Below are 14,176 nucleotides of genomic sequence, written 5' to 3' on the forward strand. Positions count from 1 at the left end.
CCGCGCCGTATTCAGATGGCGGTGTCATGGCAAGCGAGGAACGGGACCTGTCAAGAAGCACCCTCAAACTGGTCGGCGCGCTGATCGCCGCGGTCTGGAACGCGGCCGACGACCGGCATCTGGGGCTGATCGCCGCCGGAGTGGCCTTTTACGGGCTGTTCGCGATCTTTCCGGGCATCGCGGCGACGATCGCGCTGTGGGGCTATTTCTCGGACCCGGCCGTTATCCTGAGCTATCTCGACACCCTGTCGGAATTCATCCCGGCTGACGCCTTCTCGCTGCTCGAGTCCCAGGTCAAGGCGCTCGTCGCGTCGAATGTCAGCACGCTGGGATGGACCTCGGCGCTGTCCCTTCTCGTTGCGCTCTACTCGGCGCGCGCGGGCGTCGCCGCGCTGATCCAGGGCCTGAACGCGATCTACATGCGGCCGCAACGGGACGGGCTCATGCGCTTCCTTCGCGCGGTGCTGCTGACGTTCGTGCTGATCGCCGTTGTGCTGGCCGCGCTGGCCACCGTGATCTTCGTTCCCGTCGCGCTCGCCTTCGTGCCCCTTGGTCCGGTCGGCGGCTGGCTCGTCACGGCACTGCCCTGGATCGTCCTCTTCATCGTGGTGCTGGGCATGATCGGGATGTTCTACCGCTACGGGCCGAACAGGCCGTCAGCCAGGGGCCACTGGGTATCGCCAGGCGCGGTTCTGGCGGCGCTGCTCTGGGCCGGCGCGTCGGTCGCCTTTTCGCTCTACCTCGCGAATTTCGGGACCTACAACAAGATCTACGGATCCATCGGCGCGGTCGTGGCGCTGCTCATGTGGTTCTACATCTCGGCCTACACGGTGCTTCTGGGCGCCGCAGTCAACGCGGAACTCTCGCGCATGCTCGGCGGCGATCAGTAGTCGCGCTCGTAGAAGATCCCGACCGAAGTGTCGCCCTCGGAATCCAGCGTGCCACGAGCGGTTACTCTCGGCGTGACGTCGAGGTTCAGGTTGATCTCGCTCTTCCCCTCCGAGCCGACCGTGACGTCGGTGTAGAGCTTCTCGGTCAGGTACTTGCCGACGCGGACGGCCGTCCCGCCTTGTTCATCGGTGACGACGTCGAGATCGTCGAGGCCAAAGCCCTGGCGCAACCGCCCCACGATACCCGCGCCGCCCTTGCCGGCGAGCGTCGCGACGGCGGAGGCGAGCTGGGCTGCTTGGAACGGTGACAGGGTCGTCAGGTCGCGGCCGAAAAGGAGCAGGGCGAGGATTTCCTCCTCCGGAAGTTCGGGGGCGGAGGAGATCGTGATCTCTGGCTCCGTCGCGGGACCCTCGATCCCGATCGTGGCGGTCACGCCGTTTACCTCCGTCGAGGCCGAGAAGCTGAGGAAAGGCACGAAATCGCCTTCGAGCTGGATCAGGCCCTTGTCGAGCGAAAAGCGCTTGCCAAGAAGGTCCAGGCGGCCACGGACCAGGCTGAAGTCGCCGGCCGGAACGATATTGGCGGTGGTCCCCTGAAGCTGAAGCGAGCCGCCAAGCTCGGCATCTAGGCCGCGGCCGCGGACGAAGATCCGGCGAGGCGCGTCCAGCGTGATGTCCAGACCGTAGGGATTGGACCGGCCGACGCTTTCGGCCTCGCGGCCGAGGAGCCCGGCGCGGGCACGGGTCGAACGAACCGCCGCGGGCTCTCCGTTATGGGTCACTTCGGGGATTGGCGCAGCGCCACCAAGGCCGGTCGAAGGCACCCGGATCTCGGTTTCACCAAGGTTCAGCCTTCCGGCAACGACCGCGCCTCCGGCCAGCGGGCCAGATACGCTCAGGTTGCCGTCAACGGAGGTTTCGAAAAGCTGCGGGTCGCGGAGCCTTGCCCCGCGGACGACGATCGCCAGGTCCGCCGGATAGGGCGGCGTGAGCGTTACCGGGCCGTTCAGCGACACCCGTCCGCCGCCCACGACCCGGGCGTCGGCCGTGAGGTTGGCGCGACCACCGCCGAGACGGGCGCCGGCCTCGACGGCTTCGAGCGCGTAGCCCAGCACCGGCGCCACGATCCGGCCTCCGGACAATGAGACGGTTCCCGACAGCGAGGAAACAGTCAGGGGGCCGGAAAGGCCAAGGTCGAAACTCAGAGGACCCTGGATCGAGCGCGGTGCGATGAAAGCGTTGGCCAGCGCGGATTCCGCGCCGCCGGTGATGTGGAGGTCGGCCGTTCCGAAATCCGACGACAGCCGGCCAGCGACCTTGGCCGCGATGCCGCCCGGGCCGCTGCCGGAAAGGTCGAGCCCGTAGCCCGTCCCGTCCTCGGTCAGACGGCCACTTGCGGTGACGGGCCCCGGGAAACCGGGCGCGATCAGTGCCGCGTCCGACAGCCGCGCCTCGAGGTCGATCCTGCGCGCGTCGCCTTCGGCCACCCCGGTGGCGCTCGCCGCCAGTTGCGGGTTCGACAGGCGGAACCTCTCGACCGTGACCCTGCCCCCGGTCTCGGATGCGGCCAGTTCGAGTTCCGACTTGCCGGCAAGAAGCCGGTCGATCTGTGCGCTGCCGATGCCGAGCCCTTCGCCGGATGCCGTTGCCGACAGCCTGCGCGTGCCGCCGGATTCAGACAACTCGGCCCGTGCGGCGAGTGCTCCGCGCCAGCCGTTCCCTAGGACGGAGAGATCCGAGAAGTCGAGCACGGCATCGAGGTCGCTTTCATTCGTGCGGAGCACACCGGACAATTCGGCAGTCAGCGTCCTGGCGGAAAGGGTCAGGCTGCGGATCTCGGTTCCGCTCATGTCCCGGCGGGCGGACAGCGCGATGCGCGAGCTTCCGGCGAGAAGTGCGTCGAGTTCGCGCTGGGCGACGGTCAGGTCCGAGCCTTCGACCGTTGCCGAGATGTCGGCGATGCCGGACAGAAGACCCGCGGACCCTTCGACCGAAACCCCGGCGGAGCCCGTCAGGGGACGCTTCGCCAGGCCCGAAAACCGGGACAGATCGGAGATCGTCGCCGTGGCTCTTCCGTCGATCAGGAGGCCGCTGTCGAGACCGTCGACCGTGAAGCCGCCATTCGCCGCGTAACCCTGGCCTATGGCCCGGAACGCGGAGATGGCGAGTGGCTTTCCTTCTTCCTGGTGAAAAATCACCCTTCCGGACAGGGTCGTGCCGATCGCCTCCGCCACGGCCGGATCGGAAGCCGAGACGCCACCGGCGAGGAAATTCACCGTTCCGCCGATAACCGCGCGGGGGGCCTGCGCGATGCGGCCCGAACCCCGCAGCCTGAGCGCGTCGATGCCCAGATCGGGGCGTCGGAATCCGCGCAGGTCGCCCGCGAGCGTCCAGCCGTCGCCCTTCGCGGCGTCGTAGGTGATGTTGAGCGTGGCGGACCGTACGGTCGTCCTGTCGCCGGCGAGCGGAAGAAGGACATCGCCATCGCCGAGGCCCAGCACCACATCGAGCGCGGCCCGTCGCGGCAGCCCGTCCCGCGTAAGGAGAAGTGAGCCGTCGGCCTTGATGGCTTCGGCTTCGATCGCGAACCGGTCGAGCGAAAGCTCCCCCGAAGGCGCTCGGGCACCTTCGGCGAGCAGCCGCACCGAGGGGCCGAAGAAAGCCTGGTAGTCAGGCAGGAACAGGGACGAAACATCGCCGCCGAGATCGGCGCGGAAACTCCGGCGGGGCGGAGTGCCCTCCGGCCCGGGCTCGGCCAGCAGCGTGACCGTGCCTTTGAGCCGGGGCTCGCGGTCCGTGGAAAGCGCGATGTCGGCCTTGAAGTCGTCGATCGGCCCCGTGCCATTGACGGCGAGCGTCAGGGCGGGCGCGCCGGGCAGCCCGATCTTCGTTGCGGCGATCCCGTTCGCGGCCTCGCTGACGAGAAGGTCGAGCGTGGCGACACGCGTGGCGTTGGCATAGCTGCCGGTGAGCGAAACCTCCCCCATCGGTCCGTCGACGCGCTTGACGGAGAGGGAGGCGGAGCCTTCGCCGCCTTCGAGCTTCATGCTGCCGGCCAGGCTGGCCTCGACCGTCTGGCCCAGAACGGGCTCTCCGAGCGTGATCCGGTCCGCGCGGATCGAGCCGATTTCGACGGATACTGGAAGCTCCGGCAGCGCGAATCCGGAGGCTTCGGCGGAAGGGCCGTCGCCGCCCGCGGGCGCGCGCGGCAGATCGATCGATGCGGCGGAGAGTTCGGCGATCTCGACCCGGCCGGAAAGGAGCGCGGAGCGGTTCCAGCTGATCGCGCCGTCCGTGATCGTGATCCAGACTCCGTCATCGTCCGCGATCGTGAGGCTGTCGAAGGTCGCGCGGGACGACAATGCGCCGGCGAAGCCCTCGATACGGATCTCGCGCCCGGCGCCGGAGAGGTTGTCCTCCAGATAGCCGGTCAGCCAGCCGCGGTCGTCATCCTGGGCTGGCGCCGCGACGGGCAGAAGGCAAAGGACAAGGGGAAGCAGACGGCGCATCAGAAAGCCTGTCCTATGCCGATATAAAGCTGCACGCCGTCGCCCGTGTCGCCCGAGACGGGCGTCGCCACGTCGACCCGGATCGGACCGATTCCGGTGTTGTAGCGCAGGCCGAGGCCCGCGCCGGCGTGCCAGTCGCCGCTCCCGAAAAGCTCACCTGCGCTGACGAATCCGGTGTCGTAGAAGGCCACGACGCCGATATTCTTGGTCACGTCGGCGCGCAGTTCTCCCGACAGTCCGAGGAAGCTGCGGCCGCCCGAACGCACGGTACCGCCGCCGAGGACGTTGACGCCCAACGACTGATAGGGTTGGCCCCGCACCGTTCCAGCGCCCCCGGAATAGAAGAGGTAGTCGCGCGGCGTGTCCTCGATCGAAGCGCCGAGGACCGTGCCGAATTGCAGCCTGCCTGCCGCAACGAAACGGTCGTCGGCCCCGAAGCCGAGATATCCCCTCGCGTCTGTCCAGAGCCGCGCGCCTGTCCCGGTTCCGGAGAAACCGAGGAATGGCGTGAGTTCAGCATTGACGTAAAGTCCCCGCGTCGGGTCGAGCGCGTTGTCCCGGCCTTCCCAGGTGAGGGACGTGGGAAGCGTCATCGCCCTGTAATCGATGCTGCCGGCGTCGTCCTCGACTCGGGCGAACAGAAAGCCGACCCCGAGTTCCGCAGTCAGGCGTTCATTGAATATCCGGGTTACCCCGAAGGAGAATGAAAGAGCCTCGGCCGAGAAATCCTCTTCCGTCAGCTTTACGACCTCGGCCTCCGTGAAGGCCGAAGTGTCCGGCCCGAAAGTTGCGGGGCGATCGATCCGAACGCCCAGCCGATAGTCCTCGCCCCCGGATTCGCCTCCGATTCCGCCGACTTCGCCTTCGACGCGGAGCCTCTCGCCCCCGCCAAGGAGATTGCGGTGGAGCCAGTAGCCCGAAACCGTGAGCCCCTCGAAGCTGCCGATCTCGGCGCCGAAGCCGAGGCGGCGGCGCTTTTCCTCCGCCACGACGAGCGCGACGTCCAGCGTGTCGCCGGGGCCGAGGGTTTCGGCTTCGGTCAGAGAGGCGGACCGGAAGACGCCCGTGCGGCGGAGGCGCTTCGTCACGAGGTCGAGATCGTCAGGGTCGAAGACCTCGCCGGTTGGGAAACCCGCGATGCGCTCGATGGCGCGCGTGCGCATGCGCTCCTGCCCGGTGATCGTCATCTCTCCGAAGCGAACGCGGGGGCCGGGGCTCAGGGCGATATCGGCCGACAGGGAGGTTGCGCGGTGGTCGGCTGTGATCTTCTGCCCCCCGACGGCGGCCTTGGCATGACCTGCCTGACGCCAGCCCTCGACCCCTGCCGCGGCCGCGTCGACGATGGCGCCGGAGCGGGCGACCTGGCCCGCGGCGTAGTCCTCGGGCAGTTCAGTTTCCGGGGCCAGGGGAGCAATCGCGGCGCGCGAGAAGACGAAGCGGGGACCCGGCTCTACCGTGACCGTGATCGCCTCGATGCGGGTCGGCGCGTCCAGCGGCGCGATATCCGCCGCCTCGCGGCTGTCGAGCCGGATGTTGATCACGGCGGAATAGTGGCCCTCGGAATAGAGCACACCGAGAAGTCGGCCGTAGTCGGCCCGCGCCGCGGCGAACAGGTCCTGCGCAGCTTCGGTCCGGTCGCGCCTCGCCTGGATGAGAAGCGAGGCATCCCTCAGCGCGTCGCGCAGGTCGTCGCTGGCGCCCGGGGTAAGGAAGTCCAGCCGTTCCAGCGCAACAGAAGGCATCGCCAGCGAAGCGGTCGCGAAACCTGCAAGCGCCAGCCGCCGAAGCGCTGCCAAGCCGGATCTTCTGTCCCTCACGCGAAAATGACCCCCCAGCCCATGTTCCTGCGCCCGATTCAACTAGTCGCAAGGAATCCGGCTCAATGCCAGCGCTTTGAAGACCGGGTTGGCGGCAAATGGCCTGTGAGGCACGAAAACGTGAGGTTACGCAACGTCAGGGCTGAATCAGCGCGGCGTTCCATTCCTCGAGGAAGCGGCGCCGTTGCAGCCGGTCCAGATAGACCAGAAGCCCCGGGTCGAGGCGGATCGGCCGGAGATGCGGGCGCGCCGCGAGCGCGGCCTCGTCTATCCGGGGCAGCCCGGCCTCTTCCCCGACGAGCTGCTGACCCTCCGCGCCGAGAAGGAAGTCCAGAAACGCGCCGCCGAGGTCGGGTCGGGCGGCCGATCGCGGGATGAGCGCCGTGCGCAGAAGCGTCAGCGTGTGGTCTTCGGGTTCGATAACGACGCCGTCCGAGCCCGGCGGAAAGCGCGGCGCCGCATAGCTGCCGAGGACGTTGTAGGCGAGGATCAGCCGGCCACGCTCGAGATCCGAAAGCATGTCGTTCGTGCTGGAATAGAGCCTTGGAGACAGCCCACCCATCACCTCGGCGAGCCGCCAGAAACTGTCGGAGAGGCGTGCGTCCTGCGTCGCGAAAAGATAGCCCGCGCCCGACGTCTCCGGATCGTAGGTCCCGATCCTGCCGTCGAAGACCGAAGGGTGATCGCGCAGGAGCTCGATCAGGTCACGGCGGGTTTGCGGAAGAGGCAGGTCGCCCAGACCCTTGCGGGAGACGATCATGACCACGGGTTCCTGCGCGAAGGCGAAGAGCCGGTCCTGCCAGCGCGCCCAGTCCGGAAGCGCGTCGAGCGGGGCCGATTGCCAGGGCGCCGCGAAACCGTCGTTCGCGAGCTTCATCTGCAAATCCATCGCCGAGGAAATGGCGAGGTCATAGGCCGCGCCCTCGTTCTGGATCGCGGCGTAAAGTTCGCGGCTTCCCGCGACGCTGTAGCGCAGCGCGATGCCGGGATTGTCGGCCTGGAAGGCTTCGATGACGGGCCGGAAAACCGCCGTGTCCGTCGTGGAAAGCACGGAAAGGCGCGCCACTTCGCCGCCCCGTGCCGGAAAGAGGGCGTCCTCTTCCAGCTCCAGCGCACGTGCCGCGCCGCAGAGGCAAAGGATCAGGCCGAGGGCAGCCAGAGCCGCGCGCATGTGCCGCCTCCTTCCCGGTCTTCGAGGCCGAAGCGCCCTTTGTGGGCGGTCGCGACCTCCTCCACGATTGTCAGGCCGAGGCCCGATCCGACAACGTCATCGACGTTCTTGCCCCGCGTGAAACGGCGGGAAAGGCTCGATTGCGTCTGTCCCTGCAGTCCCCGACCGCGATCCGCCACGGTGATCTCCACTCCGCCCTCACGCCGTCCGAGGCAAAGGATCACCTCGGATTCCGAAGGGGAATACTTGATGGCGTTGTCGATCAGGTTGCGCAGAGCGCTTTCGAGAAGGAGGCGGTCGCCGGGAACCGCAACGGGTTCGGCCGTGCCCTCCGTGACGAGGTTCAGGTCCTTCAGTTCCGCCGTCGGGGCGAATCTGTCCGCGAGCCCGTCGATGAGGCGCGCGAGGTCGACCTGATCGGCGGCAAGGCGGTCGGAGCGGTAGACGACCGTGGCGTGATCCAGAAGCTGGCTTGCGGAACGGCTACTTTCCTCCACCGCGCGGATGACCCTGCGAAGCGTCTCGCGGGTTTCATCGGTCTCGGCCTGGCGGAGGGCGATCTCGGCCCGGGTGCGCACGGTTGCCAGCGGCGTGCGGATGTGGTGCGCGGCCTCGGCGATGAAGGTCTCGGTGCGCGCGAGGGCGCCACGAAGCCGGTTTATCAGGCCGTTCAGCGCGTCGAGCAGGGGCACGAGCTCGCGCGGCGTGGGGTGGTTCACCGGTCGGAGGTCGCGGGGGCCGCGCCGCGCCACGGCCTCGGCCAGCCTGTCGATCGGGCGGAGAACGCTGCCAGCGGTCAGAAGCGAAAGAACCGCCGCCAGCGCGAAGAAGCCGAGGCCCAGAAGCCCGGCCCGGCGTGCCACGCTGAGCGCGATCGCCTCCTGCCCGGCGCGGGTCTGGGCGACAAGGACGAGGACGGGAACCGGGCTGCGTTCCACGAGAACCGTGCGGGAAACCGCGGCGACACGGACTTCGGTGTCGCGATATGGCGATGTGTAGAAGGCCGGCCCGACGCCCTCGGAGGTTTCGTTCGGCGCCGGAAGGTCGGGATAGCCCGTGACCGTTTCTCCTGCGACGTCGATCCGGTAGAAGACGCGGTCTTCGCTGATCGAGCCGAGGATCGAGAAGGCGGAATAGGGCATGTCCAGTTCGACCCCGTCCTCGCCGCCGCGCAGGCCCTCTGCGATCGCGAGCGTGGCGGCGCCCAGAACCCCGTCGAGGCTGGCCTCCGCAGCCTGTCCCGCGACGGTTCGGATCGTGAGGAAGAGAAGAAGCGCGAGGCCCGCCGCCAGCGCAAGGAGCCAGAGCACGAGCCGGCGGCGAAGGGAGACGGGCGCCCCCCTCATTCTTCGGTCAGGCGGTAGCCCATGCCCCTCACCGTCTCGATCCTGGCGCCCGATCCGTCGAGCTTCTTGCGCAGCCGCGCGACATAGACCTCGATCGCGTTGTCGGTCACGCTTTCGGCGTAGGAGAACAGCCGGTCGCACAGCTGCGCCTTGGAAAAGATACGGTTCGGCGCACCGAGGAGGATCTCGAGGAGCCTCAGCTCCCGGTTCCTCAGGTCGCGCCGTTCGTCTCCGACGGCCAGTTCCGCCGTCAGCGGATTGAATGTGAAGCCCGCGAAACGGCGCACCGTCTCGCTCGCCCCACCGCGGCGCCGGAGGACGGCGCGGCAGCGTGCTTCGAGTTCGGCGAAGTCGAAAGGCTTCGTCACGTAGTCGTCCGCGCCCAGGTCGAGCACGTCCACCCGGTCGGCGACATCCGCCCGTGCGGTCATCACGATGATCGGCGTGTCACAGCGCGCGCGGCGCTGATGGGCGAGGAAATCCCGTCCGTCGCCGTCCGGCAGCGAGATGTCGAGGAGGATGAGGTCGTAGGGCGCGGCCGACAGACAGTCATGCGCCTCGCCAAGCGTGGCGGCGCGGTCGACGGCATGCCCGTCCAGCATGAGCCGTTCGGCCACCGACTGGGCCAGGGCATCATTGTCCTCGACAAGCAGGAAGCGCATCCCAGAAACTTTCCCCATGACAGGTTCGTGTCAGGTTTCGGGCGAATCGTCCGGAACTGCAAGGGGAGGAGCGCGCCGGGAAACCGGCGCGTCCTGACCCGAAGGAAAGAAATGTCTGGGAGGAACAAAATGAAAGCTTCGATCCTCAAGGCGCTGGGCACCAGCGTCGTTCTGAGCCTTGGTGCGACTTCCGCGGCGTGGTCGACCGAATGCATCGCGCCGGCCAACCCCGGCGGCGGCTGGGACTTCACCTGCCGCCAGATCGGCAAGATCCTCTATGACCTGAAGCTGGTCGAAGAACCGGTGCAGGTGACGAACATGGCCGGCGCCGGCGGCGGCGTGGCCTTCGCCCATGTCGTCAACGAACGCAACACCGACAACGACCTGATCGTGGCGGCCTCGTCCGCGACCACCACGCGCCTTGCGCAGAACGCCTTCGGCGGCGCGACGGCGGACCAGGTCCGTTTCGTCGGCGCGATCGGCGCCGACCCGGGCGTGATCGTCGTGGCGGCGGACAGCCCGTTCCAGTCGCTCAATGACATGGTCGAGGCGATCAAGGCCGATCCGGGCTCCGTCGCGTTCGCGGGCGGTTCGGCCGCCGGCGGCTTCGACCACATGAAACCGCTTCAGATCCTGAAGGCGGCGGGCTTCGACGACATCAAGGCGATCAAGTACATCGGCGTCGATGGCGGCGCCGACGCGATCACCCAGACGGTCGGCGGCTTCACCCAGGCGATGACCGGCGACATGTCCGAGATCGTCGGCTTCATCCAGTCGGGTGAGGTGCGGGCGCTCGCCGTCCTGACGGAAGAGCGGGTTCCGGGCTTCGAGGATATCCCGACGGCGCGTGAACAGGGCTACGACGTCGTGGCCGTGAACTGGCGCGGGCTCTATGTGCCGAAGGGTATCAGCGACGACGACTTCAACATGTGGGCCGAGCGGCTTCAGGCGGTCGCTGACAGCGACGAGTGGAAGGAGGCGATGGTGGCCAACGGGCTTGCGCCCTTCACCAAGGTCGGCGGCGACTTCCAGTCCTGGATCGACCAGGTCGTGGCTGACACCGTGACGCTCTCCAAAGAGATCGGGGTCATCCAGTGATGACCTCCGACCGGATCTTCGGTCTGGTCGTGATCGCAGTGGCGCTGGCGTATATCGCCGGCGCCTTCCAGATTCAGACCAGTTTCCTGTCGGACCCGATAGGGTCCAAGACGTTCCCGCTGCTGATCGGCGGCGTGGCGGCCCTGTCCGCACTGGTGATCGTGATCCGGCCCGATCCCGATCCGGAATGGCCGGGCATGAGCACCTTTCTGCATCTCGGGATCGCTCTCGCCGTGCTGATCGCCTATGCCTACGCTCTGAAGCCGCTCGGTTTCCTTCTGCCGACGGCACTGGCTGCCGCGATCCTGAGCTACCAGATCACGCCGCGTCCTGTGGCGGCCGCCGTGACCGGGGTTGGCCTTTCGGTGGGGCTGTTCATCCTTTTCAGATACGGCTTGGAGCTTGGCCTTTTCGCGCTGCCCCGGTCGCTTCACGGCTGAGGGAGGCCGACGGAGATGGAAATCCTATCCAACCTCGCGCTCGGATTTTCCGTGGCGCTTACGCCCTTCACGCTGATGCTGGCGATCGTGGGCTGCTTTCTCGGGACGATCATCGGCGCGCTTCCGGGGCTTGGCCCGTCGAACGGCGTGGCGATCCTGATCCCGCTCGCCTTCTCGCTGGACCTCGACGCGACCCAGTCGCTGGTTCTGCTGACCTCCGTCTACTACGGAGCGATGTATGGCGGGCGGATCTCGTCGATCCTGCTCAACATCCCCGGAGACGAACCGGCGCTGATGACAACGCTTGACGGCTACCCGATGGCCAAGCAGGGGCGCGCAGGCGACGCGCTCGTCCTTTCCGGCGTGGCAAGCTTCACGGGCGGGTTCCTCGCGACCATCGGGCTCATGCTGCTGGCGCCGCTTCTGGCGCGCGTCGCCTACAAGTTCGGTCCCGCCGAGTATTTCGCGCTCTACATCCTCGCCTTCTGCACGCTCGGGGGCATCGCCTCCAACAACCAGGCGAAGGCGGCCCTGTCGGCCTGCATCGGCCTCGGCATCGCGATGGTCGGGATGGACCACACCACGGGAATGCCGCGCTTCACCTTCGGCAACCTGCACCTGATGGACGGGGTCGATTTCCTCGTCGCGATCGTCGGCCTCTTCGCCATCGCGGAGGTCTTCTTCTTCATCGAGAGCCACGGCAAGGAAAGCGCCATAGGCGTGAAGCTGGACAAGGTGACGATCCCCGTGCGCGAGATCGCGCGCTCGTTCTGGTCGATGCTCCGGTCCACGGTCATCGGGTTCTTCGCAGGCGTCCTTCCTGGCGCGGGGGCCTCGCTCGGCAGCTTCCTCGCCTACATGAGCGAGAAGGCCATCGCCGGGAAATCCAGCCGGTTCGGCCAGGGCGATCCGCGCGGGGTCGCGGCGCCCGAGGCGGGCAACAATGCCGCCGCCGGCGGGGCTCTGGTGCCCATGCTCACGCTCGGCGTGCCCGGATCGGGGACGACGGCGGTGCTGCTCGCGGTTCTGATGACGCTCAACATCACGCCGGGACCGACACTTTTCGCCGAAAAGCCCGATGTCGTCTGGGGCCTCATCGCCTCGCTTCTCATCGCAAACGTCGTGCTTCTCGTGATGAACGTGCCGATGGTGAAGATCTTCGTGCGCGTCCTGTCGGTGCCGCCCGGGATCCTCATGCCCGGGGTGACGATGGTGTCCTTCGTCGGGATCTACGCCCTGACGGGAAGCTATTTCGACCTTCTGCTGATGGTCGGCTTCGGGGCGATCGGCTATTTCCTGAGGAAACTCGACGTGCCCACCGTTCCGATCATTCTCGGGATCCTTCTCGGGAACCAGATGGAGAACAGCTTGCGCAAGGCGATGGTGCTGTCGGACGGTGACTGGACCTACCTGTTCTCCTCGCCGATATCGATCGGGCTCTGGATCGCTGCCGTAGCGGGCTTCGTGGCGCCGATGTTCCTGCGCAACGTCCTGAGGAAGCCTCAGCGGATCACGGACTGACCATGACACGGGTCCTGATCCCTTCCGGAGCGCTGGGCCTCGGCTACGACCGGGAGGCGCTGGCGCGCGGGATCGCGGCACGGCCCGACATCATCGCGATCGACGGAGGCTCCACGGACAGCGGACCCTCCTACCTCGGGCGCGGCGTGTCGAAATACTCGCGCGCCTCGACGAAGGCCGAATGGCGCGGACTGATGCAGGCGCGCGCCGACGCCGGGGTGCCGCTGGTGATCGGAACGGCCGGGACTTGCGGTGCCGATGCGGCCGTGGACTGGCTGTTCGAGATCACGCGCGAACTGGCAGAGGAGATGGGCCAGCGTCTGAGGGTCGCGCTGCTTTATTCCGGTCAGGCACCCGACGCGGTGGCGGAGGCCTTTGGGACGGGCAGGGTCGCGCCTCTGCCGGCGGCGCCCGAGATCGACGCGGAACTGGTGCGCGGCTGCACGAACATCGTCGCGCTGGCCGGGGCGGAGCAGATCGCGGCGGCTCTGGAGACCGGCGCCGACATCGTCATTGCAGGGAGGACGACCGACACGGCGATCATCGCCGCCCTGCCGCTGATGCGGGGCGACAACGCCGGCGCGGCCTGGCACGGGGCGAAGGTCGGGGAATGCGGCGCGCTCGCCACGACGCGGCCCGAAACGGGCGTCATCCAGATCGACTTCGACGACACGGGCTTCACCCTGACGCCTCTTGGCAAGGACACGAGGGCGACGCCCTACACGGTGTCCGCCCACATGCTCTACGAGAACTCGGACCCGTTCATCCTATACGAGCCGGGCGGGTATCTCGACGTCCGGCATTCGACCTACACCGCCGTCGACGCGGCACGGGTCAGGGTCGAAGGCTCGGTCTGGGTGCCGGGGCCCTATACGGCGAAGCTCGAAGGGGCGCGGATCGCGGGATACCAGACCGTGGGTCTGACGCTCCTGAGGGATCGGCGCTACGTCGCGAATGCCCGCGACTGGGCGGCGGACGTGACCTCGCGAGCGGCGGCACGGGCGGTCGAGCGGATGGGGATCGCGCGTGAGGAGTTCGATGTCGAACTGCGCCTGATCGGGATCGACGCGACGCTGGGCGCGCTCGAGACCCGCGCGGCCGATCCGGTGGAGGTGGGCGTTCTGGCGATCGTCACGGCGCCGACGCAGGCCCAGGCCGACGAGATCGGGAAGATCCTGAACCCTTATCTGCTGCATCACGCCCTGACGGAGGAGGAGCCGATGCCGACCTTCGCCTTCCCCTTCTCGCCCGCAGAGATGAGCCGCGGGCCGCTTTACGAATTCTGCCTGAACCATGTCCTGGTGCTGGAGGACCCGATGTCGGCCTTCCGGCTTGAACTCAGGGAGGTCGGGAATGGCTGAGCTGGGAAAGATCGTGGAAAAGGTGCGGTCGAAGAACGCCGGGCCGTTCTGGCTTACGATCGATATCTTCTGCGGCAGCAGCGAGGTGTTCGAACGCGTCTCGGCCGGGCTTCCGACCGAACGGGTCGCGGCGCTTTTCGGCGTTTCGCCGGACGCGCTTCGCCGGTTCGACATCCCCTCGCTGGACGTGGTGAAGTTCTCCCTTCCCCGGCCAGTGATCCAGGGGACCCGTGCGGACCGCGACATGCACGGCGCGGGCTGGGCCGTGCTTCTCGAGGAAATGGACATCGACTGACTGCGAACGAAAAAAGGCCGGCGGCGGGTGCCGTCGGCCTTTCGATCGGATGGTCTTCGCCTCCGC

Annotated in this window: 11 protein-coding genes; 6 read left to right on the plus strand and 5 right to left on the minus strand. The window is 67.5% G+C overall.

Going from position 1 to position 14,176, the window contains the following annotated elements; genetic code table 11:
• Positions 1–26: 26 nt before the first annotated feature.
• Complete coding sequence (locus tag ABCN56_RS08755; protein WP_343080429.1) at positions 27–890, plus strand: YihY/virulence factor BrkB family protein; 864 nt, start codon at positions 27–29, stop codon at positions 888–890.
• Here the strand turns inward: ABCN56_RS08755 and ABCN56_RS08760 are convergent.
• From ABCN56_RS08760 to ABCN56_RS08780, 5 genes are all read right to left on the minus strand, one after another.
• Positions 884–4,399, minus strand: a complete 3,516-nt coding sequence (locus tag ABCN56_RS08760; RefSeq protein ID WP_343080430.1) for a translocation/assembly module TamB domain-containing protein — start codon at positions 4,397–4,399, stop codon at positions 884–886. The two genes, ABCN56_RS08755 and ABCN56_RS08760, sit on opposite strands and share 7 nt — an antisense overlap.
• Positions 4,399–6,141: an autotransporter assembly complex protein TamA gene (locus ABCN56_RS08765; protein WP_425466105.1), complete on the minus strand. Its 1,743-nt coding sequence runs from the start codon at positions 6,139–6,141 to the stop codon at positions 4,399–4,401. Before ABCN56_RS08765 ends, ABCN56_RS08760 begins: the two co-directional genes overlap by 1 nt.
• Positions 6,142–6,352: 211 nt before the next feature.
• Positions 6,353–7,387 carry an ABC transporter substrate-binding protein gene (locus ABCN56_RS08770; protein WP_343080432.1) on the minus strand — a complete coding sequence of 345 codons (1,035 nt, stop codon included), beginning with the start codon at positions 7,385–7,387 and terminating at the stop codon, positions 6,353–6,355.
• Entirely contained in the window at positions 7,357–8,733 is a 1,377-nt protein-coding gene (locus ABCN56_RS08775; RefSeq protein ID WP_343080433.1) for a sensor histidine kinase, read from the minus strand. Before ABCN56_RS08775 ends, ABCN56_RS08770 begins: the two co-directional genes overlap by 31 nt.
• Positions 8,730–9,395: a response regulator transcription factor gene (locus tag ABCN56_RS08780; protein ID WP_343081455.1), complete on the minus strand. Its 666-nt coding sequence runs from the start codon at positions 9,393–9,395 to the stop codon at positions 8,730–8,732. Before ABCN56_RS08780 ends, ABCN56_RS08775 begins: the two co-directional genes overlap by 4 nt.
• 129 nt (positions 9,396–9,524) lie before the next feature.
• On the opposite strand from ABCN56_RS08780, the gene ABCN56_RS08785 reads away from it, so the two are divergent.
• Genes ABCN56_RS08785 through ABCN56_RS08805 form a run of 5 tightly spaced genes read left to right on the plus strand, consistent with a single transcriptional unit; the run spans position 9,525 to position 14,110 of the window.
• Entirely contained in the window at positions 9,525–10,493 is a 969-nt protein-coding gene (locus ABCN56_RS08785) for a Bug family tripartite tricarboxylate transporter substrate binding protein (protein WP_343080434.1), read from the plus strand.
• Positions 10,493–10,933, plus strand: coding sequence for a tripartite tricarboxylate transporter TctB family protein (locus tag ABCN56_RS08790; protein ID WP_343080435.1), 441 nt, complete (start codon positions 10,493–10,495; stop codon positions 10,931–10,933). Before ABCN56_RS08785 ends, ABCN56_RS08790 begins: the two co-directional genes overlap by 1 nt.
• Positions 10,934–10,948: 15 nt before the next feature.
• On the plus strand, positions 10,949–12,454 hold the full coding sequence (locus ABCN56_RS08795) for a tripartite tricarboxylate transporter permease (RefSeq protein WP_343080436.1): 1,506 nt from the start codon (positions 10,949–10,951) through the stop codon (positions 12,452–12,454).
• A gap of 2 nt (positions 12,455–12,456) precedes the next feature.
• Positions 12,457–13,815 (plus strand): acyclic terpene utilization AtuA family protein, encoded by a 1,359-nt coding sequence (locus tag ABCN56_RS08800; protein WP_343080437.1) that lies wholly within the window; start codon positions 12,457–12,459, stop codon positions 13,813–13,815.
• The gene (locus tag ABCN56_RS08805; protein ID WP_343080438.1) at positions 13,808–14,110 is read left to right on the plus strand and encodes a DUF4387 family protein; all 303 of its coding nucleotides are present in this window, start codon (positions 13,808–13,810) and stop codon (positions 14,108–14,110) included. The genes ABCN56_RS08800 and ABCN56_RS08805 overlap by 8 nt, the downstream gene beginning before the upstream one ends.
• The last annotated feature ends 66 nt before the right edge of the window (positions 14,111–14,176 follow it).

It is taken from the genome of Ostreiculturibacter nitratireducens (assembly GCF_032670585.1).
Taxonomy (GTDB): Bacteria; Pseudomonadota; Alphaproteobacteria; order Rhodobacterales; family Rhodobacteraceae; genus Ostreiculturibacter; species Ostreiculturibacter nitratireducens.

What these genes read in the sequence shown, in the direction of transcription:
- ABCN56_RS08765 (WP_425466105.1), bottom strand. Translation starts at nt 6,141, where the DNA reads ATGCCTTCTGTTGCGCTGGAACGGCTGGACTTCCTTACCCCGGGCGCC.
- ABCN56_RS08780 (WP_343081455.1), bottom strand. Translation starts at nt 9,395, where the DNA reads ATGCGCTTCCTGCTTGTCGAGGACAATGATGCCCTGGCCCAGTCGGTG.
- ABCN56_RS08775 (WP_343080433.1), bottom strand. Translation starts at nt 8,733, where the DNA reads ATGAGGGGGGCGCCCGTCTCCCTTCGCCGCCGGCTCGTGCTCTGGCTC.
- ABCN56_RS08785 (WP_343080434.1), top strand. Translation starts at nt 9,525, where the DNA reads ATGAAAGCTTCGATCCTCAAGGCGCTGGGCACCAGCGTCGTTCTGAGC.
- ABCN56_RS08755 (WP_343080429.1), top strand. Translation starts at nt 27, where the DNA reads ATGGCAAGCGAGGAACGGGACCTGTCAAGAAGCACCCTCAAACTGGTC.
- ABCN56_RS08795 (WP_343080436.1), top strand. Translation starts at nt 10,949, where the DNA reads ATGGAAATCCTATCCAACCTCGCGCTCGGATTTTCCGTGGCGCTTACG.
- ABCN56_RS08790 (WP_343080435.1), top strand. Translation starts at nt 10,493, where the DNA reads ATGACCTCCGACCGGATCTTCGGTCTGGTCGTGATCGCAGTGGCGCTG.
- ABCN56_RS08770 (WP_343080432.1), bottom strand. Translation starts at nt 7,387, where the DNA reads ATGCGCGCGGCTCTGGCTGCCCTCGGCCTGATCCTTTGCCTCTGCGGC.
- ABCN56_RS08805 (WP_343080438.1), top strand. Translation starts at nt 13,808, where the DNA reads ATGGCTGAGCTGGGAAAGATCGTGGAAAAGGTGCGGTCGAAGAACGCC.
- ABCN56_RS08760 (WP_343080430.1), bottom strand. Translation starts at nt 4,399, where the DNA reads ATGCGCCGTCTGCTTCCCCTTGTCCTTTGCCTTCTGCCCGTCGCGGCG.
- ABCN56_RS08800 (WP_343080437.1), top strand. Translation starts at nt 12,457, where the DNA reads ATGACACGGGTCCTGATCCCTTCCGGAGCGCTGGGCCTCGGCTACGAC.